Annotated in this window: 18 protein-coding genes; 7 read left to right on the top strand and 11 right to left on the bottom strand. The window is 34.8% G+C overall.

The window, feature by feature from the left end:
* Positions 1-16: 16 nt before the first annotated feature.
* From ndk (TY19_RS06475) to ndk (TY19_RS06465), 3 genes are all read right to left on the bottom strand, one after another.
* Positions 17-487 carry a nucleoside-diphosphate kinase gene (gene ndk / locus TY19_RS06475; protein ID WP_042281164.1) on the bottom strand — a complete coding sequence of 157 codons (471 nt, stop codon included), beginning with the start codon at positions 485-487 and terminating at the stop codon, positions 17-19.
* 287 nt (positions 488-774) lie between these two features.
* Complete coding sequence (locus tag TY19_RS06470; RefSeq protein WP_039356665.1) at positions 775-1353, bottom strand: anthranilate synthase component II; 579 nt, start codon at positions 1351-1353, stop codon at positions 775-777.
* A gap of 12 nt (positions 1354-1365) precedes the next feature.
* Entirely contained in the window at positions 1366-1797 is a 432-nt protein-coding gene (gene ndk, locus TY19_RS06465; RefSeq protein ID WP_011174918.1) for a nucleoside-diphosphate kinase, read from the bottom strand.
* A gap of 760 nt (positions 1798-2557) precedes the next feature.
* On the opposite strand from ndk (TY19_RS06465), the gene pheT reads away from it, so the two are divergent.
* Both pheT and TY19_RS06455 read left to right on the top strand, forming a co-directional pair.
* Positions 2558-4957, top strand: coding sequence for a phenylalanine--tRNA ligase subunit beta (pheT, locus tag TY19_RS06460; protein WP_042281116.1), 2400 nt, complete (start codon positions 2558-2560; stop codon positions 4955-4957).
* A 33-nt stretch (positions 4958-4990) separates the two neighbouring features.
* Positions 4991-5944: a toxin-antitoxin system YwqK family antitoxin gene (locus TY19_RS06455; RefSeq protein WP_052354826.1), complete on the top strand. Its 954-nt coding sequence runs from the start codon at positions 4991-4993 to the stop codon at positions 5942-5944.
* Positions 5945-5964: 20 nt separating this feature from the next.
* On the opposite strand, the gene TY19_RS06450 is transcribed toward TY19_RS06455, so the two are convergent.
* Positions 5965-6240, bottom strand: coding sequence for a 2Fe-2S iron-sulfur cluster-binding protein (locus tag TY19_RS06450; RefSeq protein WP_011174921.1), 276 nt, complete (start codon positions 6238-6240; stop codon positions 5965-5967).
* A gap of 825 nt (positions 6241-7065) precedes the next feature.
* On the opposite strand from TY19_RS06450, the gene TY19_RS06440 reads away from it, so the two are divergent.
* Both TY19_RS06440 and TY19_RS06435 read left to right on the top strand, forming a co-directional pair.
* Entirely contained in the window at positions 7066-7260 is a 195-nt protein-coding gene (locus tag TY19_RS06440) for a hypothetical protein (RefSeq protein ID WP_042281110.1), read from the top strand.
* Between the two features lie 609 nt (positions 7261-7869).
* Positions 7870-8061: a hypothetical protein gene (locus TY19_RS06435; RefSeq protein WP_039356673.1), complete on the top strand. Its 192-nt coding sequence runs from the start codon at positions 7870-7872 to the stop codon at positions 8059-8061.
* Positions 8062-8091: 30 nt separating this feature from the next.
* On the opposite strand, the gene TY19_RS06430 is transcribed toward TY19_RS06435, so the two are convergent.
* A complete protein-coding gene (locus TY19_RS06430; RefSeq protein WP_226988494.1) occupies positions 8092-10827 on the bottom strand; it encodes a DEAD/DEAH box helicase in 2736 nt (911 codons plus the stop codon).
* Positions 10828-10928: 101 nt separating this feature from the next.
* Between TY19_RS06430 and TY19_RS06425 the strand changes: the two genes are divergently transcribed.
* The gene (locus TY19_RS06425) at positions 10929-11747 is read left to right on the top strand and encodes a hypothetical protein (protein WP_039356674.1); all 819 of its coding nucleotides are present in this window, start codon (positions 10929-10931) and stop codon (positions 11745-11747) included.
* Positions 11748-12180: 433 nt separating this feature from the next.
* Here TY19_RS06425 and trhO read toward each other — a convergent pair whose 3' ends face one another.
* Positions 12181-13143, bottom strand: coding sequence for an oxygen-dependent tRNA uridine(34) hydroxylase TrhO (gene trhO, locus TY19_RS06420; RefSeq protein ID WP_039356677.1), 963 nt, complete (start codon positions 13141-13143; stop codon positions 12181-12183).
* 324 nt (positions 13144-13467) lie between these two features.
* Between trhO and trxA the strand changes: the two genes are divergently transcribed.
* Positions 13468-13788, top strand: a complete 321-nt coding sequence (gene trxA / locus TY19_RS06415; protein ID WP_011174929.1) for a thioredoxin — start codon at positions 13468-13470, stop codon at positions 13786-13788.
* Positions 13789-14259: 471 nt separating this feature from the next.
* Positions 14260-15927, top strand: a complete 1668-nt coding sequence (locus TY19_RS06410) for a cation:proton antiporter (RefSeq protein ID WP_039356679.1) — start codon at positions 14260-14262, stop codon at positions 15925-15927.
* A 30-nt stretch (positions 15928-15957) separates the two neighbouring features.
* On the opposite strand, the gene TY19_RS06405 is transcribed toward TY19_RS06410, so the two are convergent.
* From TY19_RS06405 to TY19_RS06385, 5 genes are all read right to left on the bottom strand, one after another.
* On the bottom strand, positions 15958-16404 hold the full coding sequence (locus TY19_RS06405) for a tRNA (cytidine(34)-2'-O)-methyltransferase (RefSeq protein ID WP_039356681.1): 447 nt from the start codon (positions 16402-16404) through the stop codon (positions 15958-15960).
* 80 nt (positions 16405-16484) lie between these two features.
* Positions 16485-17357, bottom strand: coding sequence for an FKBP-type peptidyl-prolyl cis-trans isomerase (locus tag TY19_RS06400; RefSeq protein ID WP_042281107.1), 873 nt, complete (start codon positions 17355-17357; stop codon positions 16485-16487).
* Between the two features lie 47 nt (positions 17358-17404).
* Positions 17405-19204, bottom strand: coding sequence for an aspartate--tRNA ligase (gene aspS / locus TY19_RS06395; protein WP_079979252.1), 1800 nt, complete (start codon positions 19202-19204; stop codon positions 17405-17407).
* A gap of 166 nt (positions 19205-19370) precedes the next feature.
* Positions 19371-20645, bottom strand: a complete 1275-nt coding sequence (gene hisS / locus TY19_RS06390) for a histidine--tRNA ligase (protein ID WP_042281105.1) — start codon at positions 20643-20645, stop codon at positions 19371-19373.
* A 258-nt stretch (positions 20646-20903) separates the two neighbouring features.
* Positions 20904-22190 carry a hypothetical protein gene (locus tag TY19_RS06385; protein WP_042281103.1) on the bottom strand — a complete coding sequence of 429 codons (1287 nt, stop codon included), beginning with the start codon at positions 22188-22190 and terminating at the stop codon, positions 20904-20906.
* Position 22191: the final 1 nt, after the last annotated feature.

The raw sequence follows: 22191 nt of genomic DNA, 5'->3' as shown, positions 1-22191 counted from the left end.
TTTACAGAGCTGAAAATCAACGGTGAGTTATTTCATCTGGTTTAAAGAAAAATAAAACTTCTTCTTCGGCAGTTTCTGAGCTATCTGATCCATGTACAGCATTGCGTGACATAGACTCTGCAAAATCAGCACGCAGGGTTCCTTTTTCAGCTTTTTTAGGATCTGTAGCGCCCATGAGTTCTCTATTTTTGGCGATTGCTTGGTTGCCTTCGAGCACCATCACTACAACAGGACCGGAGGACATAAAATTAACTAAATCATTGTAGAAAGGTCGATCCTTATGAATAGCGTAAAATTTACTTGCTTGATCTTTTGTCAACGTAGTCATTTTAATGGCAGCAATTTTTAATCCGGCTTGTTCGAAACGAGAAATAATTTCTCCAATATAGTTATTTTGAACTGCATCAGGTTTGATAATAGAAAGTGTTTGTTCCGAAGCAAACGTTGGTTTTTGTTGAGTTAAAGTTGGGTGAGTAGTTTCAGTAATCTTAGGATATACTTGAGAAGTTTTTGGAGCACTTATTTGAGACTCTTCTTTAGGGGTTGGAGAATGAGCTTGATATTGATTATCGTCATCTTCATCGTCATCATACCAGTCTTCATCATCTTCATCGTCTTGATTTTTATGTTGATTATCTTCAGCTAGAGTATATTGCGGATTTGTGGTCTCTGCTGATAGTCCAGGTAAGGCAAAAGTAAAAATAAATAAAGTTATTAAGCGGTAAATATTCATTTGAATCCCCATTAGAAATTTAAAAATCGTTTAATTCGAGGTTATAACGTCAATAATGGCTTGTCAAGAAAATTTCTTAAAAGAGAAAATCCATGTTCTGTCATGATAGATTCTGGGTGAAATTGAACGCTTTCAATATCATAAAAATGATGTCGAAGACCCATGATTTCCCCCTCTTTCGTTGTTGCTGAGATATCTAAACAATGTGGTAAATTGTCATGTTTAACGATTAAGGAATGATAACGTATGGCTTTAAAAGATTGAGGGATGTTTCTAAAAATCCCTTGCGAGTCATGGTAGATGAAACTACTTTTACCATGCATAGGATAAACGGCTTTGACGACTTTTCCACCGTAAGCTTCTGCCAATACTTGGTGTCCTAGACAGATGCCTAAAATAGGTAAACGGCCTGCCATTTTTCGAATTAAATGCTGAGAAATGCCGGCTTCTGAAGGTGTGCCTGGCCCTGGCCCAATCACTAAGTGAGTAGGGCGCAGAGTGAGGCAATCAGAAAGAGATAAACCTTGATTTCTTAATACTTTGACATCAGATCCAAGCATTTGGAAGTATTGGACCAAATTATAAGTAAAAGAATCAAAATTATCGATAAAAAGGAGCACATCAATACTGATTTAACGTTTTCTTGCGCAAACGTCTTGAGATTTAAAAAAGTATTCAATTTCTGTTTTTGCTGTTTCCGCAGCATCAGAACCGTGAACAGCATTTTCATCGATTGTTTGTGCAAAATCTGCACGAATTGTTCCAGGAGCAGCTTTTTTAGGATCTGTTGCTCCCATAATTTCACGGTTTTTATTGATGGCATTTTCACCTTCAAGGACCATGATCATCACAGGTCCCGTTGTCATAAAACCAACTAAATCTTCGAAGAAAGGGCGCCCTTTATGAACAGCATAAAACCCTTCAGCATCTTTTCTATCTAATTGTTTCATTTTCGCAGCAACAATACGTAAACCAGCTTTTTCAAAGCGAGCAATGATTTCGCCAATGTGATTGTTACCTACTGCGTCAGGCTTAATGATAGAAAGAGTACGTTCCAACGTCATGAGATCTCCTTAAATGATTCTGTGTAACTCATAGTCAACTGTATGTTTTGACCATCTTTATTTGAATGCCAATAACTATATCTAAAGCTTACAAAAAAATCACGTGCGAGAATAGTAAAAATCTAAATTTTGGATTTAATAATTTGAAAAATCATTTGAATAATGCGGCTGATAGCAATAGTAGGGATACATCAAAACGTATATGCCTTAGATAAATAATAAGCATATATATTGCTTTGATTGATGATTGTTTAAATCAAATTAAAATTTTAGATAATAACATTGATATTTAATCTAACCAAATCTAAGAGATTTTAATCAGATTTTTTTAATTCCAAAGAAGCATTATTACCAATCAACTTTTGTTGATAGAATCAAATAGAATTTTTATCCCACTTTAATAATAGCCATTTTTCTTAAAATTTGACGATCGATCTAAGATTTGTTATTTTCTTTCTAGTACTTGATATTATCACTAGCACGTGGATTTAGCGAAAGTGTACAATCAAGTAGTGATTCAAAAGAACTCCTAATCCCTATCTTTTTTCTTTTTCCAATCTACAGAGTATGATATGTTAGCTTGAGGAAATCACTCGAATAGACTTACTTTTAAGACACTAATAAATAATATTTTATCGTAATAACCAATTCAATTTTACGATAAAATATTCTTAATATCTCCTCGAGCTTCTCAATTAGAAGAATCTATTCAGAATGAAAATCATTTAATCCTTAAAATCTAAATCTATGTTTGGTCATTATGCGTATACCTTTATCTTGGCTTAAAGAATATATTGATTTGAATCTTGAACCTGTTGAAATAGCTAAAATTTTGACAATGGCTGGTCTAGAAGTAGATGGCTATGAAGAGATAGGAAAGGGATTTTCGGGAGTCATTGTGGGAGATGTTTTGGAAGTAGAAAAACATCCTAATGCTGATAAACTCCTTATTGCTTTGGTAAGTGATGGAAAAGAAATTCATCAAGTGGTTTGTGGAGCTTCTAATTGTCGAAAAGGATTAAAAACAGCATTTGCACCTGTTGGAGCTTCTCTGATTGATGAAGGGAAAGAGTTTAAAATAAAAAAAGGAAAGTTAAGAGGAATTGAATCAAACGGCATGCTTTGCTCGGCCAAAGAACTGCAGATATCAAATGAAGATGATGGAATTATGGAACTTCCAGAACATCTACAAGCAGGAACAGTATTAAATACGCTTTATTCGGATACCATTTTTGAAATTTCTTTAACGCCTAATTTGGGGCATTGTGCAAGTATTGTTGGTGTAGCTCGGGAGTTATCTGCAGCGACAGGCCATCCTCTTCGTTATCCTCATTTGGTTTTTAAAGAAGAGGGAAATCTTATTAATAACAGCCTTACACTTGATATTGAAGCGAAAGAAGCTTGTTCAAGATACACTTGCCGGGCGATTAAAAATGTGAAAGTAGGTTCTTCTCCAGATTGGTTAAAAGCAAAAATCGAAAAGAGTGGTCTTCGCAGTGTAAATAATATTGTCGATGTAACTAATTATGTATTGTTAGAAATGGGACATCCTTTGCATGCCTTTGATTACGATCTTGTCAAAGGAAAAAAAATTGTTGTTAGAATGGCTCAAGAAGGAGAAATTTTTGAGACTTTGGATGGGAAAGAGCGAATTTTAAAAGATTCTCACCTAGTGATTGCTGATTCAGAAAAGCCCATAGCTATTGCTGGCGTGATGGGAGGGCGCAATAGCGAAGTGAGCGAGAAAACAACCAATATTATTTTAGAATCTGCTTTTTTTGATCCTATTTTTGTGCGAAAAACAAGCAAACAATTAGGATTGCAAACAGATGCTTCTAAGCGATTTGAAAGGGGCACTGACCCAAACCAACTGATTTCGGTTCTTAATCGTGCAGCCATGTTAATTCAAATGGTGGCTGGAGGAATAATTGAAGATTCTATTTTAGATGAGCAAACGAAAGACTTTCTAGAATTGACAATTCGATGCAGACTATCTCGAATAAATCAGATATTGGGGACAACGCTTAGCCGAGGAGAAGTTGAAACTATTTTTCAAAGTTTAGGATTCCATTATCAGTGGGATGGACAAGATAGTTTTATGGTATGCGTGCCTACTTACCGAACTGACGTTAAAGAAGAAATTGACCTCATTGAAGAAGTTGCTCGCATCTATGGCTACGATCACATTCCAAGAAACGGTGGTCGTTATCAAACGTCCAAATTACCTGATGCACCGATTTATCTATTCGAAAAAGAAATTCAATCATGTTTGATTGCAGAAGGGTTACAGGAATTTATCACATGTGATTTGATTGGGCCCACTTTGGTCAATGTCGTGCAAAACCTTTCTATGCCTGCGGAAGCAATTGTCAAAGTTCTAAATCCTACGTCGATAGAACAATCGATTTTGAGAACATCTTTATTACCCGGACTTTTACAAGTTGTCAAATACAATTTGGATCATCAAAACCATCAAATCAATGGCTTCGAAATTGGGCGGATCCATTTTAAAGACGGCGATCAATATCAAGAACAATCTGTTGTTGGAATTCTTTTATCAGGTTTTTCTCAACCCTATCATTTTGAAGAGAAAAAACGAGAGTATGATTTTTATGATTTGAAAGGAATTATAGAAAACCTTTTGAAAGAACTAGGAATTGAAAAACCGCAATTTAAAAATTTAAATCTTAAAACTTTTCATTCTGGGCGGCAGGCTTCTTTGTTTGTAGATGAACTTGAGGTAGGTTCTTTTGGAGAAGTTCATCCTAGTATTCAAAGGCGTTTAGATGTTTCTCAACGTATCTTATTTGGAGAGTTTAATTTACATGACTTAATGCAAGTGGCAACTAAACTTGAAAAAGTCAAACCTTTAGCTATTTATCCTGGTTCTGAACGCGATTGGACTTTCACAATCAAGACGTCTGTGTCTTTTGCTGAAATTATCAAGGCCATTCATGAGCAAAAATCTGATCTATTAGAAAATGTATTGTTATTAGATATTTACCGAAGCGAAAAACTGACAGTTGGTCATCAAAATATGACTCTGCGATTTGTTTATCGGGATTTTTCTAAAACAATTGCACAAGAAGTTGTAGAAAATGAGCATCAACGATTAAAAACAGCAGTTTCTCAAAAGTTTGCTAATGATCTTAAACAATAATTTGAGAAAATTCTCATTCAATTGGAGTGTTATATGAAGAATTCATTTTTCTTATCTTCTACTTTGTTATGTCTATTAGTTTCTACCTCTTGTCAAACTCATCGTCATCCTGAAGATGTCGTTTATGAAACATATGTTCATCGCTACGGAGTAGAATTGCCGGCGGAAGACTGGTCTTCTCGTGGACAACATGGTCAAGTCTTATCTACACGCCGTGATGGTGTGGTCGTTTCAAAAACCTATGAATCAGGGATATTGCATGGAGAAGTAACTTATACATTCCCTCATCGTGAATGCATTGAAAAAAAAGAAGTTTATGATCAGGGGAATTTAATTCAAGAAATTTACTATTATGCGAGTGGAATGCCAAAACAACAAATAGATTATCGATCTGCTGATCAATATTTTGTCATTTCTTGGTATGAAGGAGGAGCGCCTCAGTCCAAAGAGGAGTTTAACGAGCAAGGATTAGTTAAGGCCGATTATTATAACTTAGCCAACCAAATAGAATCTTCTGTGCAAGATGGGTTTGGTAAGCGAATAGTGCGGGATAGCTATGGACTTCTTCACTCAGTGGACCAAATCCAAGATGGGCAAATGACAATGCGAACAACCTATCATCCTAACGGAACCCCTGCAGCTTATACTCCTTATGTAAATGGTGTCATTCAAGGAGAAAGAAAGACTTATACCATGTCTGGGGAACCAATTTCGATTGAACAATGGAAAAATAATTGCCAACATGGAAATACCATTATTTTTGAAAATGGAGAAAAATATGCAGATCTTCCTTATGTAGAAGGGCGTCCACATGGTATTGAATATCGATATCGCAATGGGAATCAAGTTGTTCAAAAAAGAACCTGGGTTAACGGAAGAAAACATGGCCCTTGTTATAATTATGTAGGAACAACGACTCAAACAGATTGGTATTTTAAAGACCGTCCGGTTAATAAACCTACTTATGATATGTTATCCAATCAATAGCAAATTCCTTAAGGTTGTCATTAATCAATGACAACCTCTCCAAAAATTGCACATTGACAAGCTAAACGATAGTTGGCGTCCAACCGTTTAGTTGTTAAAGTGGCTGTTTCTTCTTGAGTCTTTTTCGAAAGATTTTCCATTCCTTTAACTACTTTAATGGCGCAAACAGCACATAGCCCTTTGGTACAACCAAAACGGAAAGGAAGAGAACAATTCAATTGATAAGCTTTTAATAACTCTAATCCTTGTTTAATATGATATATTTTTTTATTTCGTAGACTGATTAAAGATGGCATAATTTTAACCGATTACAAGCAAAGGTGTTTGCATATCCCACTCTTCTGATAAAAGGGAAGTGAACTTCCCCGTTTCTGGGTTGTTTGATATGTTTTTATCATGAAAAAACGATTTTCTAGATTGAATAGAACAAATCTATTAAAGGCATCCTGTTTGTTTTGATAATACAATTTTTGAAAAGCTAAGAGAAGGCCATGAATAGAGCGAATTTCACAAAATGTACAGTTTTGGTTATGAAAACAGTGGGTTTTGAAAAAAATAGCGCGGTCTTCTTGATTACGTAATAAACACTGAATTTGTGTGGATCCTTTGTTAAGTTGTTTCCTTTGCCACGCATTTTGATGAATAGGGTTTAGACAGCGAAAATCTAGCAACAATAGGAAGTCAAAAATGATCTTTTCAAAGGCACCGAAATTGTATTTTTCTATGAAATACCATTTTCCATAAGATTCAGTAACTATTTTATAGCTGTAAGAGCTTACTTCATTCAAAAAGTTTAGACTTTTTGGTCTTCCTCCTTTCCAATAATAATTTTGATAATTTTTATGCAAGCTGATCACCAACGCTTTATCTGTAAGATGAAGGGTAACTTAAGGGAGTAACTCTTTTAAATGCAATTCAAATTGTGGAATTTGAGGTTGGTTTAAATAAAGTTCATGCTTCGATGTTTCCACCTTACCTCTAGTTTAATTTGTCGCTTTCTTCAAAATAACTTCTTGCTAAATCGCGAACAAACTCAATTTAATAAATCATGAAGTAGCTCTACAATTTTATTTGGCATAGGATTTGCATTGATTTGGTATTCCAGAAAAAGGAGGAATCCCATGAATAAGGCACAGTTAGAAAAAAAAATAGCTTACCTTGAATTTGTTCATGACCAATTAGAAACAGAGTTAGTTTACGTTGATAGCTTGCTCAAATCTGTTGGATTTCCTCACGGTCTCGCATCTGCTAAAGAAGTTGCTTTGGAATTATTACAAAATGCTGAAGCTGAGAATGAAAAAGGGCATGAAATTTAAACATTTCCTTTTTTATGTTTAGGTATTGCTAGAAGGGCTTTTAGTATTTGAAACCCATAAGAATGGAAAGAAAATATAAAAAAGAAAACTTTTAAAAATTATTCAAAAAAATAAGTGTTTTCAACACGAATAGATTTTTAAAAATAATCTTAATTTCTAAAAATAAGTAGATTAAAGTAAAATTTCGTAAGTTTTACCTGATTTTGATTAGATCTTTATCAATTGTTAATATAATTACGGTTTTATAGGCCTTTCATCAATGCTAAATTATTAATATAGCTAATAAAAACTAATAATAACACCCTGGCAAGTCAGTAAGACTCGCTACTAATAATAACTGATACCAGGGTTTATGATTCTGATAAAAAAGTAAAATATTAAGTAGATTAATAAAAATTTAGCAGCCTCTTAATCAATAATTAATATATTGTGTGTGTAATAAAGTTTTATCAATGCCATTATAGTTTAATAGATTCATAATAGGTCATAGTAGCCCTGAGCTTTTATAATATATAATAACCCTAAGCTCGGGGTTTGGTTTTTTTTGATGAATCAGTCGAAGATGGCATACCACATGCATAAATAATCATGTACACCTTGGAGGTGAATATGAAAAAGACAGATCTTCTTAAAAAAGTAGCTTATTTGGAATCTCTTAATGATCATTTACTAACTGAATTAGGTTATGTAGATCATCTAATGAGATTAGTTGGCTTCGCAGGTGGTCTTGAAACAGTCAAAGTTACAGCTCGCGAGCTTTATGAATCAGAGCAAGAAAATAATGCAGATTTTAATGGTTAATAAGAGGGTGTAGAAAATTATCATCCAAAATTAACTAATTAAATAGCGCAAATCTTCAATGGTTAATTGAGTGGGAGCCGCTTCGAAATCAAAAATGTCATCAACCAGTGTTCTTTTAGCGGCTTTCAACTTCATCATTTTTTCTTCAATGCTCTCAATAACAACGAAACGCTTGGCGATCACTTGCTCCTGGCGTCCAATGCGGTGGGCTCGATTAATAGCTTGTTCTTCGACGGCTTCATTCCACCACGGATCGTAAAGTATTACATAGTCTGCAGCAGTTAAATTTAATCCGACACCCCCAGCTTTTAAACTGATAAAGAAAATAGATTGTTCCAGGTTTTCTTGAAATTCAGTTACGACTTTTTCTCTATTTTGAGTACTTCCATCTAAATAAGCGTACGTCCAACCTTGCTGATTAGCATAGCGTGTCATTAATTTTAACATCGAAGTGAATTGACTATAAACAAGAACTTTTCGTCCTTCCTCTCTGATTGTTTGTAAATCTTGCATTAAAAGATCAAATTTGGCGCTAGTTATTAAATCTTCTTTTTCCTCTATTATCGATGAAACAAGAAGGGGGTGGCAGCAAATCTGACGGAGACGGAGAATAGCTTCTAGAACTTCTAATCGATGCTTAGTAATCCCTTCAGCTTCAATTTTCTTAAATAAATTTCCCTTAAAATTAGCTAAAAACTGTTCATAATGCTGCCTTTGAGACTCACTCATTTCGATCCAAACAATTTGATCAATACGGGCAGGCAGGTCTTTAGCCACTTCTTGTTTCTGTCTTCTGAGAATAAAAGGAGCCACTTTTTTCTTAATACGATCGAGATAACGTCGATCAGCACTTGCTGCTTGAATATCTGCATTAAAACTTTCTTCTGAACCAAAAAGATCAGGAATTAGAAAATGAAAATGAGACCAAAGTTCTCCAAGATGATTTTCAATAGGTGTGCCGGTGATACACAACCTAAAGTGAGAGGATAATGAACAAGCTGCTTGAAATGTCTGTGTATGAGCGTTTTTAATTTGTTGAGCTTCATCTAAAATGAGTGTACTTAGATCTAATTTTTGTAAGAGAGAAAGATCTAATCTTAACGTAGTATAAGAAGTCAAGATAATCGAATAGTTTTGCAAAATCTCTATAGAATTTGCACGCTGAGAACCTTGGTGAATATAGCACGAACATGAAGGTAAAAAGCGACAAATTTCATTTTTCCAATTAAAAAGTAAGGAGGTAGGAACAACAATCAAATGTTTAGATTCGGAAGCGAACCGAGAAATAAAGGCCAGTACTTGGACTGTTTTTCCAAGTCCCATTTCGTCTGCTAAAATTCCATGGAATCCATAGTTAAATAAAAAAGAAAGCCAGTTTAATCCCTCTTGTTGATAAGGCCTTAAATGTCCTTCAAAAGAAGGGGCAGGTAAAGCAGTTTCTATTCCTTTAAAATTTTCCCACTTTTGTTTAAAAATGGATAGTGTAGAAGGAAGTTCTGTTCGATCAAATAACGAAGAAAGTGCACCAATATGACTTTTTTTGATATGTACTTCTTGTCCAATGATTTCTCCTTCTTCCGCAAGTTCTTTTAATTCTTGTACAGAATGTAACTCTGGAAGAAGGCCGACTGTGCCTGGGTTCAGTTGTATAAATCGCTCTCGTCGATTAAAAGCTCCTAATACGGAACTGACGTCGGCTTCATGAGTTTCGTAGCGAACGGAGCCTTTAATTTTTATCATTTGAGGGGCATCTTCCAATTTTAAATCAATATGATCTTGTTTAATGACCCGGTTTTCTTTCCAGTCTAAAATCACCCAACCAATTTCTAATAAGAAAGTGAGACTTTTGGCAACCTTATCAAGAGGGCAATAATAGTGAGAGGTCCCCACATTTTTCTTGATGAAATCCGTTTCTAATAAATCTTTTTCAAAATTTTTTTCGGCTTCTTCTTGACGTTTAAAAGAAGTTTTTTTTAATTCATGAAAAGCAATTTTTAACCCATTTCCATAATTTAACCAAAGATCTGCAAAGCCACCGGAGCGATCTTTTAAAATGAGAAAAGGGAGAGGTTCAGTTTGTTTATAGACATTTTCAATGGAATGACCTTTTATCATCAATTGCGGAGAATCAGAATCATTTTCTTCTAACTCTTCTAAAAAAGCAGCTTTTTGTGAACCTTCCAAGATCCAAGGCCGTGTTTGATAAGCACGTTGAAGCTCTTTCCATGAGATAAAGGTTGTAATTCCTTTTAAAGAAATCCCTCGTACAAACCAGACAGGTTTACCAGGTCCGATGCAATCACAACTGGCGATGTCAATATCTTGATCACGCCATTTCAAATGCCCTTTTATTTCTATTTGGTTGGTATTTAAAGGAAATACTTCATAATAAAATTCAACTTTCCCAACAAAATCGACAACCAGTTGCTTATTGTTTAAATAAATTTTTTGCAAAGATCCTAGAAGATTTAAGAGATTGACCGCTTGATTTGAAGAAATATGGAAAAAAGGAGAGGTCGTAGTTTCTAGAGAAGGGGAACGTCCTATGAGTTTGGTTTGATAGTTAACCTCTTCTTTAAAAAGGGATGTAAAAATTTCTTTTTCGCGATCTTGTTGAATAGACGCTTTCCATTTGGCTAAATTTCTGGTTAAGGGATAATGCAGGCGATGATGATAACCTTCTTTTATCACTTCTGTTAATTTAAGAGTCAAAAATCCGGTTTTATTCATCTCTTCAATGTCTAAAGTGTAACCGATTTCATTCATGAATAAAGCCTTGATTTGTTATAGTGTTAGAAAAACAAATAAAGATACTGTTTTCTTTTCAAATTTTCAACCTTCGGACGATCTTTTTAAAGGAACATTTTATGACAAAATTAACCATGTGGCAAAAGCATTGGGATGAAGCTGAAAAAGAATGGGACCAAAAAGCTCAACTAGCAGCTAAAAAAAGGCCCATAAAAAAACTGGCAGTTTTACCCGATATGGTTGGTATGACTGAAGAAACAGCTAAGTATTTAAAGTGGAAAAGTTTAAAATGGATGTTAACAAAAGATCATGAAAGAACTATTCTGAAAGGATTTTTGAAGCACCCTTTTAAATATGGGTGGGCTTTTTTGAAATCTTGTTGGCAGACAAAACCCTATAAGAGAGAAGGGGATTTTTTTCTCTATGGAGTAGATTCTGTTGACCAATTTCAAACTCTTTTAGAAAATCCGTCGGCTATTTTTGTTTTAGGATTTTCTTATTGTCATAAACCTTTTGAATGTCCGTCTGGTCGCTTTACTCCCGATTGTATGCGAGATGCCTCTCATTCTGTTTGCCAACAATGCTTTATTGGTAAATCAGTCAATGCCATCACTTCAAAACAAACCATTCCTTTATTCATTCCAACAATTCATTATATTGGAGGAAAAATCTTTGAAATTGTTCATCAAAATCCAGATAAACCTGTCATATTTATCATTACGGCTTGTGAAATGACTTTAGAAATGTTTGGAGACTGGGGAAACATGGTTAACCTTAAGGGACTCGGCATTCGATTGGACGGCCGCATTTGCAATACCATGAAAGCTTTTGAATTATCTGAAAGAGGGGTCAAACCAGGTTTGACTGTTATCTTAGATGAAACACAAAAGAAAATTTTATCACTTCTCAAACACCGTAATCTCTCAATGCCAACCTAGATGTTTTGAAAATAAAAAATCGAATTTTTTTTGACACGTGTTATGAAATTTTTTTTCAGCGAATAAAAGTTATTTATATCCTGTTCTTTTTGTCAGATAGTGCGGACATTGACATCAGTTTAGACTTCATTGCTTTCAAAGTGAAGGGGGAACATAAAAATAGTTGGGACAAAGCAAAAGCAGCTGTGTGAGAGATATACAGAGAAAGAAGAAGACAAATAAGCGCTTACTAACGTTGAAACAAACAGAGATAAGAGAGCGCTGATAAAACTTAATTTTGAAAGATTTTTTATCATTGTCATTTTTACTCTTGAAAATGGTTTGATTAGTTAAGCAGACAAATTTTTAGTGTGTTTTGGAATAAGGAGGCTGAATTTGTCTGAAAATTTTCAGCTTATACAGAAAATCATGAATGACTGTTAGGCCATAAACTTTATTGTTTACTTGTCAAATCATCTTTAAAATAGTGATGCCGTTTTCGAAATGGCTTGTGAACATCTTGATGATGATAAGGTCTGACGCGGGGAGCATTTTGGCAATCCGTACAGCAACAACCTAAAAATTTCTCTACGCAAGTTTGGCAACACAGATACAGGTGGTTGCAGTCCATATTTGCGCAATTGTAATAAGTTTCATTGGACGTTTGGCAATGATGGCAAGATCCAATGACAGGGGCTGGTTCTTGACTAATCGGAATAGTTAAACGATCATCAAAAACAAATAATTTTCCGAGCCAGTGTTCACTTCCTTGTTTCAAGCCATAGTTAATGATTCCTCCCTCTAATTGATAAACCTCTTTAAATCCTTCTTTTTTGAGCAAAGAGGAATATAGTTCACATCGAATGCCCCCTGTACAATACATCATAATAGGAGTTTGTTCAGGGTTGACTTGCGTTTTAAGATTTTCTGCGTATTCTTTGAATTCACGGAATGTGTCACAAGGAGGACATTCGGCTCCATCAAACCGACCTACCTGCCATTCATATTCATTTCGCACATCTAAAAGAAGCGGACGTTTTTCTTTTTCTAATAATTCTTTCCATTCGAGAGGGGAGATATGTTGACCTGTTTGATTCATATCTACGTCTTCATCGAGAGCGACAAGTTGTTTGCGATACTTAACGGTTTGTCTTGGAAATACATTTTCGTGATGAGAATGAATTTTAAATGGCATTGTTTCAAAAAGAGGATTTGCATGAAGCCAATTCATATAAGCTTCTGCATCCTCTCGTTTTCCACTCATTTGACCGTTAATGCCTTGTTCGGATAAATAAATTCGAGAAGTAATATTTCGGTCTTTAAAAAATTCTTTGTGGGCCTTTACTTCTTGATGCGGATCTGCGATTGCAGTAAAATGATAATAAGCTAAAACGAAAAAAGAAGGTTCTTGAGCCATGCAATTCACTCTTTAAAAACATTGAATAATATTTGATTAATTGTTTGAACTTTGCATCACAACTGCAGTTGCAAATTTATTGTAAACCGAGATCTTGTTGATTTTCGCTCATCCATTTAGCGAAAATAAATAGCCTTTTCTAGAAGCACAAGAAAGATTAATAAATAGCTAGAAAACCTTGCGTTTATCAGGAAAAATTCAAACTATAAACAACAATTATAACGCATTTAGCCGTTTATTTCAAGTATCACTGTTTTTAAAGAATGACAATCTTTATACCCTCTGGTATAGACTAAATTTTGTTTATTTTAATAAGGAGTATTTATGTCAGACAAACTTGTTCATTTAAATGATGATAATTTTCAACAAACAATTTCTCAAGGTGTCACTTTGGTTGATTTTTATGCCACTTGGTGTGGGCCTTGCAGAATGATAGCTCCAATCGTTGAACAATTATCTACTACGCTACAGGGGAAAGCAAAAGTTGCTAAACTTGATATTGATCAAGCGCAAAGCACAACGGCAGATTTGCAAATTACCTCTGTACCGACGTTGATCGTTTTTAAAGATGGAAAAGAAGTGAAAAGAGTGGTTGGGGTAAAAGATTTAGATTATCTCTTAAACCTCGTTCAATCTTTTACTTAATATTTACAATACTTGACTCAAGAGAAATTTTCTTGAGTCAAGTTCTTTTTTTATCTCTTAACTATTTAAGTTAAGTAGAATTTTTTTTGTTAAGGTAATTTTTTTCCCAAGATAGAAGCGAATGCAAATTCGAATTCAATAATAGTTTATCCTTTTAGACTGTTTCCTTTTTTCTTAGAACAAACGAACCTTACTATTTTTGTTACCTTGTTAAATTTTTCAGCGATGACCGGTTCAAAAGTTTGGAAATACAGGATTAAAACGACTAAAACTCTCAAAAGGCCATTTTTACCCCTTGTTAGGGTAGAATGTGAATTTAATGCATTTAAATCTAAGTCATTCCTATTAAAAGAGTTTTTACATTTCAATTTTAACCTAAATCAAAAAAAAATTTATGATTTAATATCCACTGTTTCTGATAAATGCTAGACGTGCTAAGTTTCGGGAAAGCAATAATGGATGGTTAACAGCATGGACTCTCATAATCTGAAGATTGTACTCATTTTAGCCTTTGGTTTTTCTTTAGCAGGAATTTTGGGTTATATTACTCACCGTTTAAAGCTCTCACCGATTTTGGGCTACTTACTTGCGGGGTATATTATAGGTCCTTATTCCCCGGGCTTTGTTGCAGATGTCAATGTCTCTGAACAACTAGCTGAAATTGGCGTTGTTTTAATGCTCTTTGGAGTGGGTTTACATCTAAAATGGGAAGATTTAGTCAACGTAAAAAATATTGCAATACCGGGTGCGATAGGACAAACTTTAGTCGCTGCCGCATGTGGGGCTTGGATCGTTTATGCAATTGGTTGGCCTATTGAAGTGGGAATTATCGTTGGTTTGGCTATTGGTGTGGCTAGTACAGTTGTTCTTGTCAGAGTTTTATCTGATAACCATCTTTTAGATACGTTAGAAGGTCATGTTTCCATAGGTTGGTTAATCGTTGAAGATATTTTGACTGTTATAGTTTTGATTTTATTACCTGTTATTTCTACCTTTGCTAAAGAAGGAAATCTTCCTTTAATTGAATTATTAGAGACTTTAGGTTGGACAGTTTTTAAATTTCTTCTTTTAGCTCTGGTCATGTTCACATTTGGAAAAAAAATTGTGACTTTTATCCTTATGCATATTGCTAGGCTTAGATCACATGAGCTTTTTACACTCGCTTTGTTAGCATTAACATTCATGATAGCAGTCGCTTCAGCACTAGTTTTTGGAACATCGATTGCATTGGGTGCATTTATCGCGGGGATGGTGATTGGGCAAACCCACGTAAAACATCAAGCAGCAGCCAACGCTCTTCCGATGAAGGATGCATTTGCCGTTATTTTCTTTTTAACTGTAGGGATGATTTTTAATCCCATGGCAATTATGGAGAATTTTACCCTTTTTATAGGAATTTTAGCGATTGTTGTTGTTATTAAACCACTTGCAGCATTTTTAATTGTAGTGATCATGCGTTATCCTGTCAAAGTTGCTTTGACAGTTGCCTTGGCACTTGCTCAAATTGGAGAATTTTCTTTTATCTTGGGTGAAGAAGCAATTAAATTTCATCTTTTACCTGATGAAGGCTATGATATTATTGTTGCTTGTGCTCTTATCTCTATTTCTATCAACCCTCTCTTATTTAAAGGTATTAACTTTTTACAGAATTCTATCGAATCTGTGCAAAATACCTATAATCCTTTAGTTCCCAATGATATTCCTCCAGTTTTTCATTCTCTTCACGCAATTGTTATTGGATTTGGGCCTTTAGGTCGAGCTATTGCGCAGACTTTAGAACAGCAAAATTTTGATGTGACTGTGATTGACCAAAATGTAGATACAATTGCTTTCTTAAGTGATAGCCATCAACGAGCTGTTTTTGGAGATGCTACACTTCCTACCATTTTAGAAGATGCTCATATTAAAGATGCTGATTTGCTACTGATTACTGTTCCGAGTTTGAATACAACTTTAAAAATTATTCAAGTCGCACAACCTCTCAATTCAGAAATGAAAATTTTGGCTCGAGCTAATTATTTAACAGACCAACAAAAGTTACAGAACTTAAATATTCAATCAGTATGTAGCGAAGAAGAAACAAAGCAAGCGTTTATCAAAATGGTCGACCAGATTGTAAAAGAAGAACTTGAGGCTTAAAACTAAGTTTATAAAGGCTTAATATTATTGTTACATAAATCCTTGTTGACGCCACGCTTCATACAAGGCGATACCGGCAGAAGTAGCAAGATTTAAACAACGTACTTTTGGCTTCATAGGGATTTTAACAAATCGATTTCCCCATTTCTCTTGAAAAATGGAAGGGAGACCGCTAGTTTCTGAGCCAAATATCAGAAAAGAATCTGCAGCGTAAGAAACTTCAGTATAAAGAGTTGTCGCTTTGCTAGAGAAAAAGTAAAAAGAAGCTTGTTGATTTTCTAGGTAATTTTCCAAATTTTCAATAAATGAGACGCTGACACCTTCCCAATAATCTAGACCTGCTCGCTTTAGCCATCGATCATGCGTACTGAATCCCAAAGGGTGAACCATTATTAAATCTGTTCCAGTAACGGCACAAGTTCTTACAATATTACCGGCATTTTGGGGAATTTGAGGTTGGAATAAAATAATTTTCATAGAGGAAAAGGAAATTTAATGAAAATTTGCAAGACTTTGGGCTTGCAAATTTTCAATGAGATCGGAGTTAATGCAATTTATTAATTTTTAGCAGAAGTATTTGAAGCTTCTGGTGTTTTTGCATTTTTTTGAGCGGGCTCAAGATCATATTCTTCTTCATCGATAAAAAGATCTTCTTCATCCGCATCATCAGCAGATTTACCTGTTTTAGTTTTCGCATCGTCTGAGTTGGCTTTTATCACTTCAATGTCAAAAATTAAAAGTTCGTTTGGAGGAAGTTGTCCGGTCGTTCCGTATCCGAGATCAGGATGAACGTAAAGACGTCTTTTTTCTCCTTCTTTCATTCCTACAATTCCTTTGCTAAAGCCAGGGATTGTTTGATCAAGAGGAATGGTAATAGGACCGTCCATTTCTTCAGAAGTTCCAAACACAGTTCCATCTTGATATTTTCCTGTATAATGAATTTTTGGAGAAGAGTGAGGCTCAACGACTGGCCCTGTTCCTTCTTTTTCTACTGAATACTGCAGTTTGCCCGGAACGATCTCAGTGACATCTGTACTTTGGCTATTTTTTATCATAAAATCATTGGCATTTTTTAAGTTCTTTGTTGACATTTCTTTAAATGCTCTTTCTTGAACAGCTGCCATCATTTCTTCATATTCTTTTTCTGACAGAGGGGCAGGTTTTCCAGCTGCACCTTCACGAATCCCTTTGATAATAGCTTCTAAGTCAAATTGCAAGCCAGGAGCTTGTAAATTTCGGCCGATAAAATGGCCGAAAGCTTCAGAAAGTTTTTGCATGTCAATTTGATCAGATTTTGGTGTTTCAGTCGAAGCTTGAACACTTTTATTAGTCTGATTTGTTGCTATATTGGCATCATTAGCATGCAAGACACCACATCCGATAAACATTCCAAAGCTAGCTAGAGCTAATAATTTTGTCTGTTTGAACATAAATAGACCTCCATTTGAAAGAATATTACTGTAGGCAATCTCACGAATTAAGTCCAAGAAAATTGAGAGTCAGGTACACGTATTTCTAATTCTTTAAGTTGTTCATTAGCTACCGGGGAAGGGCATTCTATCATTAGATCACTTGCTTTCTGGGTTTTAGGAAATGCAATAACATCACGAATATTTTCTGTTTGGGTTAAAATCATGATAATACGATCCAATCCTAAAGCAATTCCCAAATGAGGAGGAGTACCATAATTAAGGGCTTCTAAGAAAAATCCAAATTTTGTTTCGAGTTCTTCTGGAGAAAATTTTAACCGTTCAAAAATCTTTTGTTGGAGATCACTATTGTGAATACGTTGCGAACCTCCCCCAATTTCATAACCATTGAGAACAATGTCATAACCTGAGGAACGCATTTTCAAGGGGTTAGTTTCCATTAAATGAAGATCTTCTAAATGTGGAGAAGTGAATGGATGATGCTCGCTCTGAAGTCTTTTTTCTTCTTCATTCCAACTAAATAGAGGGAAATCGGTTACCCATAAAAATTCATAATGATGCGGATCGACAAGATTGCGATCTCTTGCGATTTTACGCCTTAAATGATCAAGTGCTTGATTTGTTTTAGAAGGAGTATTAGCAATCATAAAGATGATATCTCCTACTTCCATTTCCATTTCTTCAATTAGCTGTTGATGAATAGACTCAGGAAAGAATTTGACAATACTTGAATTAAGACCATTTTCTTGTCTTTTAATCCAAGCCAATCCTTTTACCCCTAGACGTCCTACAAACTCAGTATATTCATCGATTGTTTTTCGTGAAAAATCGGCCCCACCTTTGATACAAAATCCTTTCACAAGACCATTTTCTCTGATTTGATCTAAAAAGACCGAAAATGTTGTTTGAGCAGCAAGATGATTTAAATTGTGCAGTTTCATACCAAAGCGAAGATCGGGACGATCACATCCATATTCTTCCATACAAATTGCATGCGACAAGCGTTTAAATGGTGTTGGTACATCGATGTTAGAACAGGTTTTAAAAACTGTTTTTATCAAATCTTCTACAATATTTATTAGATCTTCAGGCGTACCAAAGCTCATTTCCATATCGATTTGCGTGAATTCTGGTTGTCTATCAGCTCGCAAATCTTCATCTCTAAAACATTGCGCTATTTGGAAATAACGATCCATTCCAGAAATCATCAACAATTGTTTAAAAATCTGTGGAGATTGCGGTAGTGCGTAAAAATTTCCTGGATAGACACGTGAAGGAACAAGATAATCGCGTGCTCCTTCAGGCGTAGATTTACCTAAAATTGGAGTAGAAATTTCTAAGAATCCTTGGTTATTTAAATAATTTCTAACTGCAAGCATAGCTTGATGGCGAGTGATTAATTTCTTTGCTACATCTCCTCGTCGAATATCTAGATAACGATATTTTAATCTTAGCTCTTCGTTAACCTCAATAAGGTCATCAGAAACCGAAAATGGGGGTGTTTTCGATTTTGAGAGAATGTCCATTTCATGGACCATAATCTCGATTTCTCCAGTGGGAAGCTTTGGATTTGTCATTCCTTCTTGTCTAGGAATCACTGTTCCTTTAACGGAAATAACCCATTCGGAGCGTAATTTCTCAGCCGCTAAATGGGCAGTTGGACTTTTAATTGGATCGAAAACGAGCTGGGTTAAGCCAAAACGATCTCTTAAATCAATAAAAATAAGACCTCCGTGATCTCGTCGGCGATTAACCCATCCAGATAAGGTCACTTGAGAATTCACTTTTTCTTTACGTAATTGTCCACACGTATGGGATCTACGGTAATCAAACATCATAAGATTCATCCACTAGTTTTTTCGTTTTTTCGGCATTATTCATGGCTTGTTTTTTAACTTTTGTGCTCCGTGAAGAGACTTATGTAGCTTTTCAACGAAAAATTGCGTTTGTTTTTCCGTTTCAAAAGGAATAGATAATTCTTTCCACAACTTCAAATAAAATTGTCCATGAAGATCAATTTTTTAATGTAGGAGCTAATTCATCAATGGTTAATTTGTATTTTTTTCCACTTGCCAATTCTTTAAGTTCAATCTCTTGTGTTTGGAGTTCATTTTCTCCAATCACAACGACATAGGTAGATTCAATTTGATCAGCATATTGTAGAACTTTTCCTAACTTTTTTCCGCTGAAATCCATTTGAGTCGGGATACCTTGTTGTCTAAGTTCATGTGTTAGAGTAAAGCAAAGATGTTTAGCTTCATCACCCATTGGAATTAAAAATAAACTGGGGTGAGAAGGAGAAGGGAGGGGAATGCCTTGGTTAATCATCGTTTGAATGATACGTTCAATCCCGGTCCCAAAGCCAATGGACGGAAGGTCAGGACCACCTAATTCTCGAAGAAGACCATCATATCTTCCACCTCCACCAATACTATTTTGAGCTCCCAGTTCCCCCACAACTACTTCAAAAACAGTTTTATTATAGTAATCTAATCCTCGGACGAGAAGGGGATTAACTTGATAAGGAATTTTTAATTGTTTAAGAAGTTTCTTAAGCTGTTCGAAATGAATTTGAGAATCTTCGTCGAGAAAATCTAGAATTGAGGGAGCGTCAGCAACAATTTGTTTGTCTTGAGCATTTTTTGAATCTAAAATTCTCAAGGGATTAGTTTCAAAGCGATTTTGACTATCAGAGGAAAGATTATTTAAATGAGGCTTTAAATAATCTTTTAAAGCTTGTCTAAATGTATGTCTGCAAGAAATAGTTCCAATAGAGTTAATATTCAAACTTAAGTTTTGAAGTCCTAGTCGTTTATAAAGCGTATAAAGTAAATCAATCAATTCAGCATCTTGTTCGGGCGAACTATTACCAATAGCCTCGGCTCCAAATTGATGATGTTGTCGATATCGCCCGGCTTGAGCTCTTTCGTAGCGAAACATAGGAGCAATATAAAAAAGTTTTTGTAACGGAGCGATTGTATGCAATTGATTTTCAATGAAAGAACGCATGACAGGCGCTGTTCCTTCTGGGCGAAGCGACATAGAACGCCCACCTTTATCTTCAAAGGTATACATTTCTTTAGAAACAATATCAGATGTTTCTCCCACACTTCTTTGAAAAAGTTCTGTTCGTTCAAATAAAGGAGTTCGAATTTCTTGATAACCATAATCTCGTACTGTTTTTCTAATGGTTTGTTCAACAAAATCCCATAAATAAGAACTCTTCCAAATTTCTTGGGTGTTTGTTGGAATGATATCGAAAACTCCTGGGGGAATTGAAAATTTCATGAATGCCCTTTTAGTCAAACGTAAAATAAGAAAAAAATAGGATACTTGGAAAATTATAAAAAGTGCAATGGTGAAAAATAACTAACGTAACGCTAGGATTAACAAGAGCTCGCGTTTGAAACTAGCTGGGATGACGACAGTATTAAAATTTAAATGAGATAAAATAATAGACAAGTTAATTTTTCAGCAATGTCCAAACTTTGGATTTCTATCGATCAATTTTGCATGTTGTCATAAGCTTTAGAATTTAATTAAAAATTAAAGTTCGATATTGCCAGAAACAGTTCGGTCTGGCTGTATTTCTATTTTTTCTTCTGTAGAAGTAGAAACTGAAGCCTCCGTATTTTCTTCTTGAAAAGTAGATTTATTTGTTAACAATGCTTCAAATTCTTCTAAAAAAAAATCTTTTTCTTCTGATTTAATCAGACGCTTGTGACTTAAAATCTTTTTTAAAATTTCTTTATCTTGCTCTTTAACATTAACATGTTTTGTTTGAGATAAAAGATGTTTCTCTAATTGACTTAACACGCTATTTCTGACCAGGTTTTGATATTTGATCAATTCTTCAGGATCTTTGATGTAATCAAAATTTAACCATGAATTGCAAATATGAATTAGATTATCCAATTCTATTAATGATTTAGCTTTTTCTATTTGCGTTAACATTGTTTCTAAATTTTGAATACAATTTTCATCAACAAAGCCGATGGATTTATCATTTTGTATAATTAAATGCTCTAAATGAAGCTGTTTAACAAAAACAATAAATTGATTAATCGGCATATCTTCATATTGCTGGTAAAGCATTTCAAGTGCTTCTTTAAGTAATTGTCGATGTTTGGCGTCAGTCATCAAATAAGAGTGAGAAAGAGTTTGAAAATCGGTTTGAAAATGTCCACTAGGATGGTGTAATTCTCGATTGATTAAATGGTTTAAAGCAGTAGAAAGAGGAGTAAGTTCGTTTTCTCTCGCCAGCGTTAAAGCTTGTAGTTGGATATAGATAGGATGGTTAAAATCGACGTGGGTGGTATGGTCCATATGAAGTGGTTCGTTTTCTTCTTTAATATTTTTTTCATTTATTTCTGATCCAATCAATGCAATCTGTTCTTTTTCTTTCAAAAAAATATGATCTTTGATTTCTTCTTCATCTTTAAGTAAATGAGCTTGTTGAATTTTTCCCTGTTTATTAAATAAAAGATATCCCAAAAGAATTTTATTGGATGGAGCGAAGGTGGCAATCCCTTGTTTTGTTTGTAAAGCTGTTTTTTTTCCTTGCTCTGAGTAAAGCACTGCATGAGGAAGTTTAGAAAAATTTTCCACATCTTGTTTTAATGCAGAAACTTCTTGGCTAGTTCCTTTTGCGGTTGCAAGATTGATTGCTTTTTGTATTAAAGGATGGCCTAAACGAAAATATCGGGGGGAATTATAGATAAAATTTTCTGCTCCAGGTTTGATCCACCCTAAATTTTTTGGTGGAGAAAAATCTTGTTGATTAGGATCGGTTGAAAGAGTAGCTAGTCGAGTGAGAGTTCCTTGTTTAATCAAA

This window comes from Candidatus Protochlamydia sp. R18, from assembly GCF_000648255.1.
Classification (GTDB): domain Bacteria; phylum Chlamydiota; class Chlamydiia; order Chlamydiales; family Parachlamydiaceae; genus Protochlamydia; species Protochlamydia amoebophila.
This window is presented reverse-complemented; position numbering and strand designations above follow the sequence as displayed.

Bases quoted from the DNA above. Each gene is read 5' to 3' on its own strand.
- TY19_RS06430 (WP_226988494.1), bottom strand. From the start codon at position 10,827: ATGAATGAAATCGGTTACACTTTAGACATTGAAGAGATGAATAAAACC.
- TY19_RS06455 (WP_052354826.1), top strand. From the start codon at position 4,991: ATGAAGAATTCATTTTTCTTATCTTCTACTTTGTTATGTCTATTAGTT.
- trhO (WP_039356677.1), bottom strand. From the start codon at position 13,143: ATGGCTCAAGAACCTTCTTTTTTCGTTTTAGCTTATTATCATTTTACT.
- trxA (WP_011174929.1), top strand. From the start codon at position 13,468: ATGTCAGACAAACTTGTTCATTTAAATGATGATAATTTTCAACAAACA.
- pheT (WP_042281116.1), top strand. From the start codon at position 2,558: ATGCGTATACCTTTATCTTGGCTTAAAGAATATATTGATTTGAATCTT.
- TY19_RS06400 (WP_042281107.1), bottom strand. From the start codon at position 17,357: ATGTTCAAACAGACAAAATTATTAGCTCTAGCTAGCTTTGGAATGTTT.
- TY19_RS06405 (WP_039356681.1), bottom strand. From the start codon at position 16,404: ATGAAAATTATTTTATTCCAACCTCAAATTCCCCAAAATGCCGGTAAT.
- ndk (WP_011174918.1), bottom strand. From the start codon at position 1,797: ATGACGTTGGAACGTACTCTTTCTATCATTAAGCCTGACGCAGTAGGT.
- TY19_RS06440 (WP_042281110.1), top strand. From the start codon at position 7,066: ATGAATAAGGCACAGTTAGAAAAAAAAATAGCTTACCTTGAATTTGTT.
- TY19_RS06410 (WP_039356679.1), top strand. From the start codon at position 14,260: ATGGACTCTCATAATCTGAAGATTGTACTCATTTTAGCCTTTGGTTTT.
- TY19_RS06425 (WP_039356674.1), top strand. From the start codon at position 10,929: ATGACAAAATTAACCATGTGGCAAAAGCATTGGGATGAAGCTGAAAAA.
- hisS (WP_042281105.1), bottom strand. From the start codon at position 20,645: ATGAAATTTTCAATTCCCCCAGGAGTTTTCGATATCATTCCAACAAAC.
- TY19_RS06435 (WP_039356673.1), top strand. From the start codon at position 7,870: ATGAAAAAGACAGATCTTCTTAAAAAAGTAGCTTATTTGGAATCTCTT.
- aspS (WP_079979252.1), bottom strand. From the start codon at position 19,204: ATGAATCTTATGATGTTTGATTACCGTAGATCCCATACGTGTGGACAA.
- TY19_RS06450 (WP_011174921.1), bottom strand. From the start codon at position 6,240: ATGCCATCTTTAATCAGTCTACGAAATAAAAAAATATATCATATTAAA.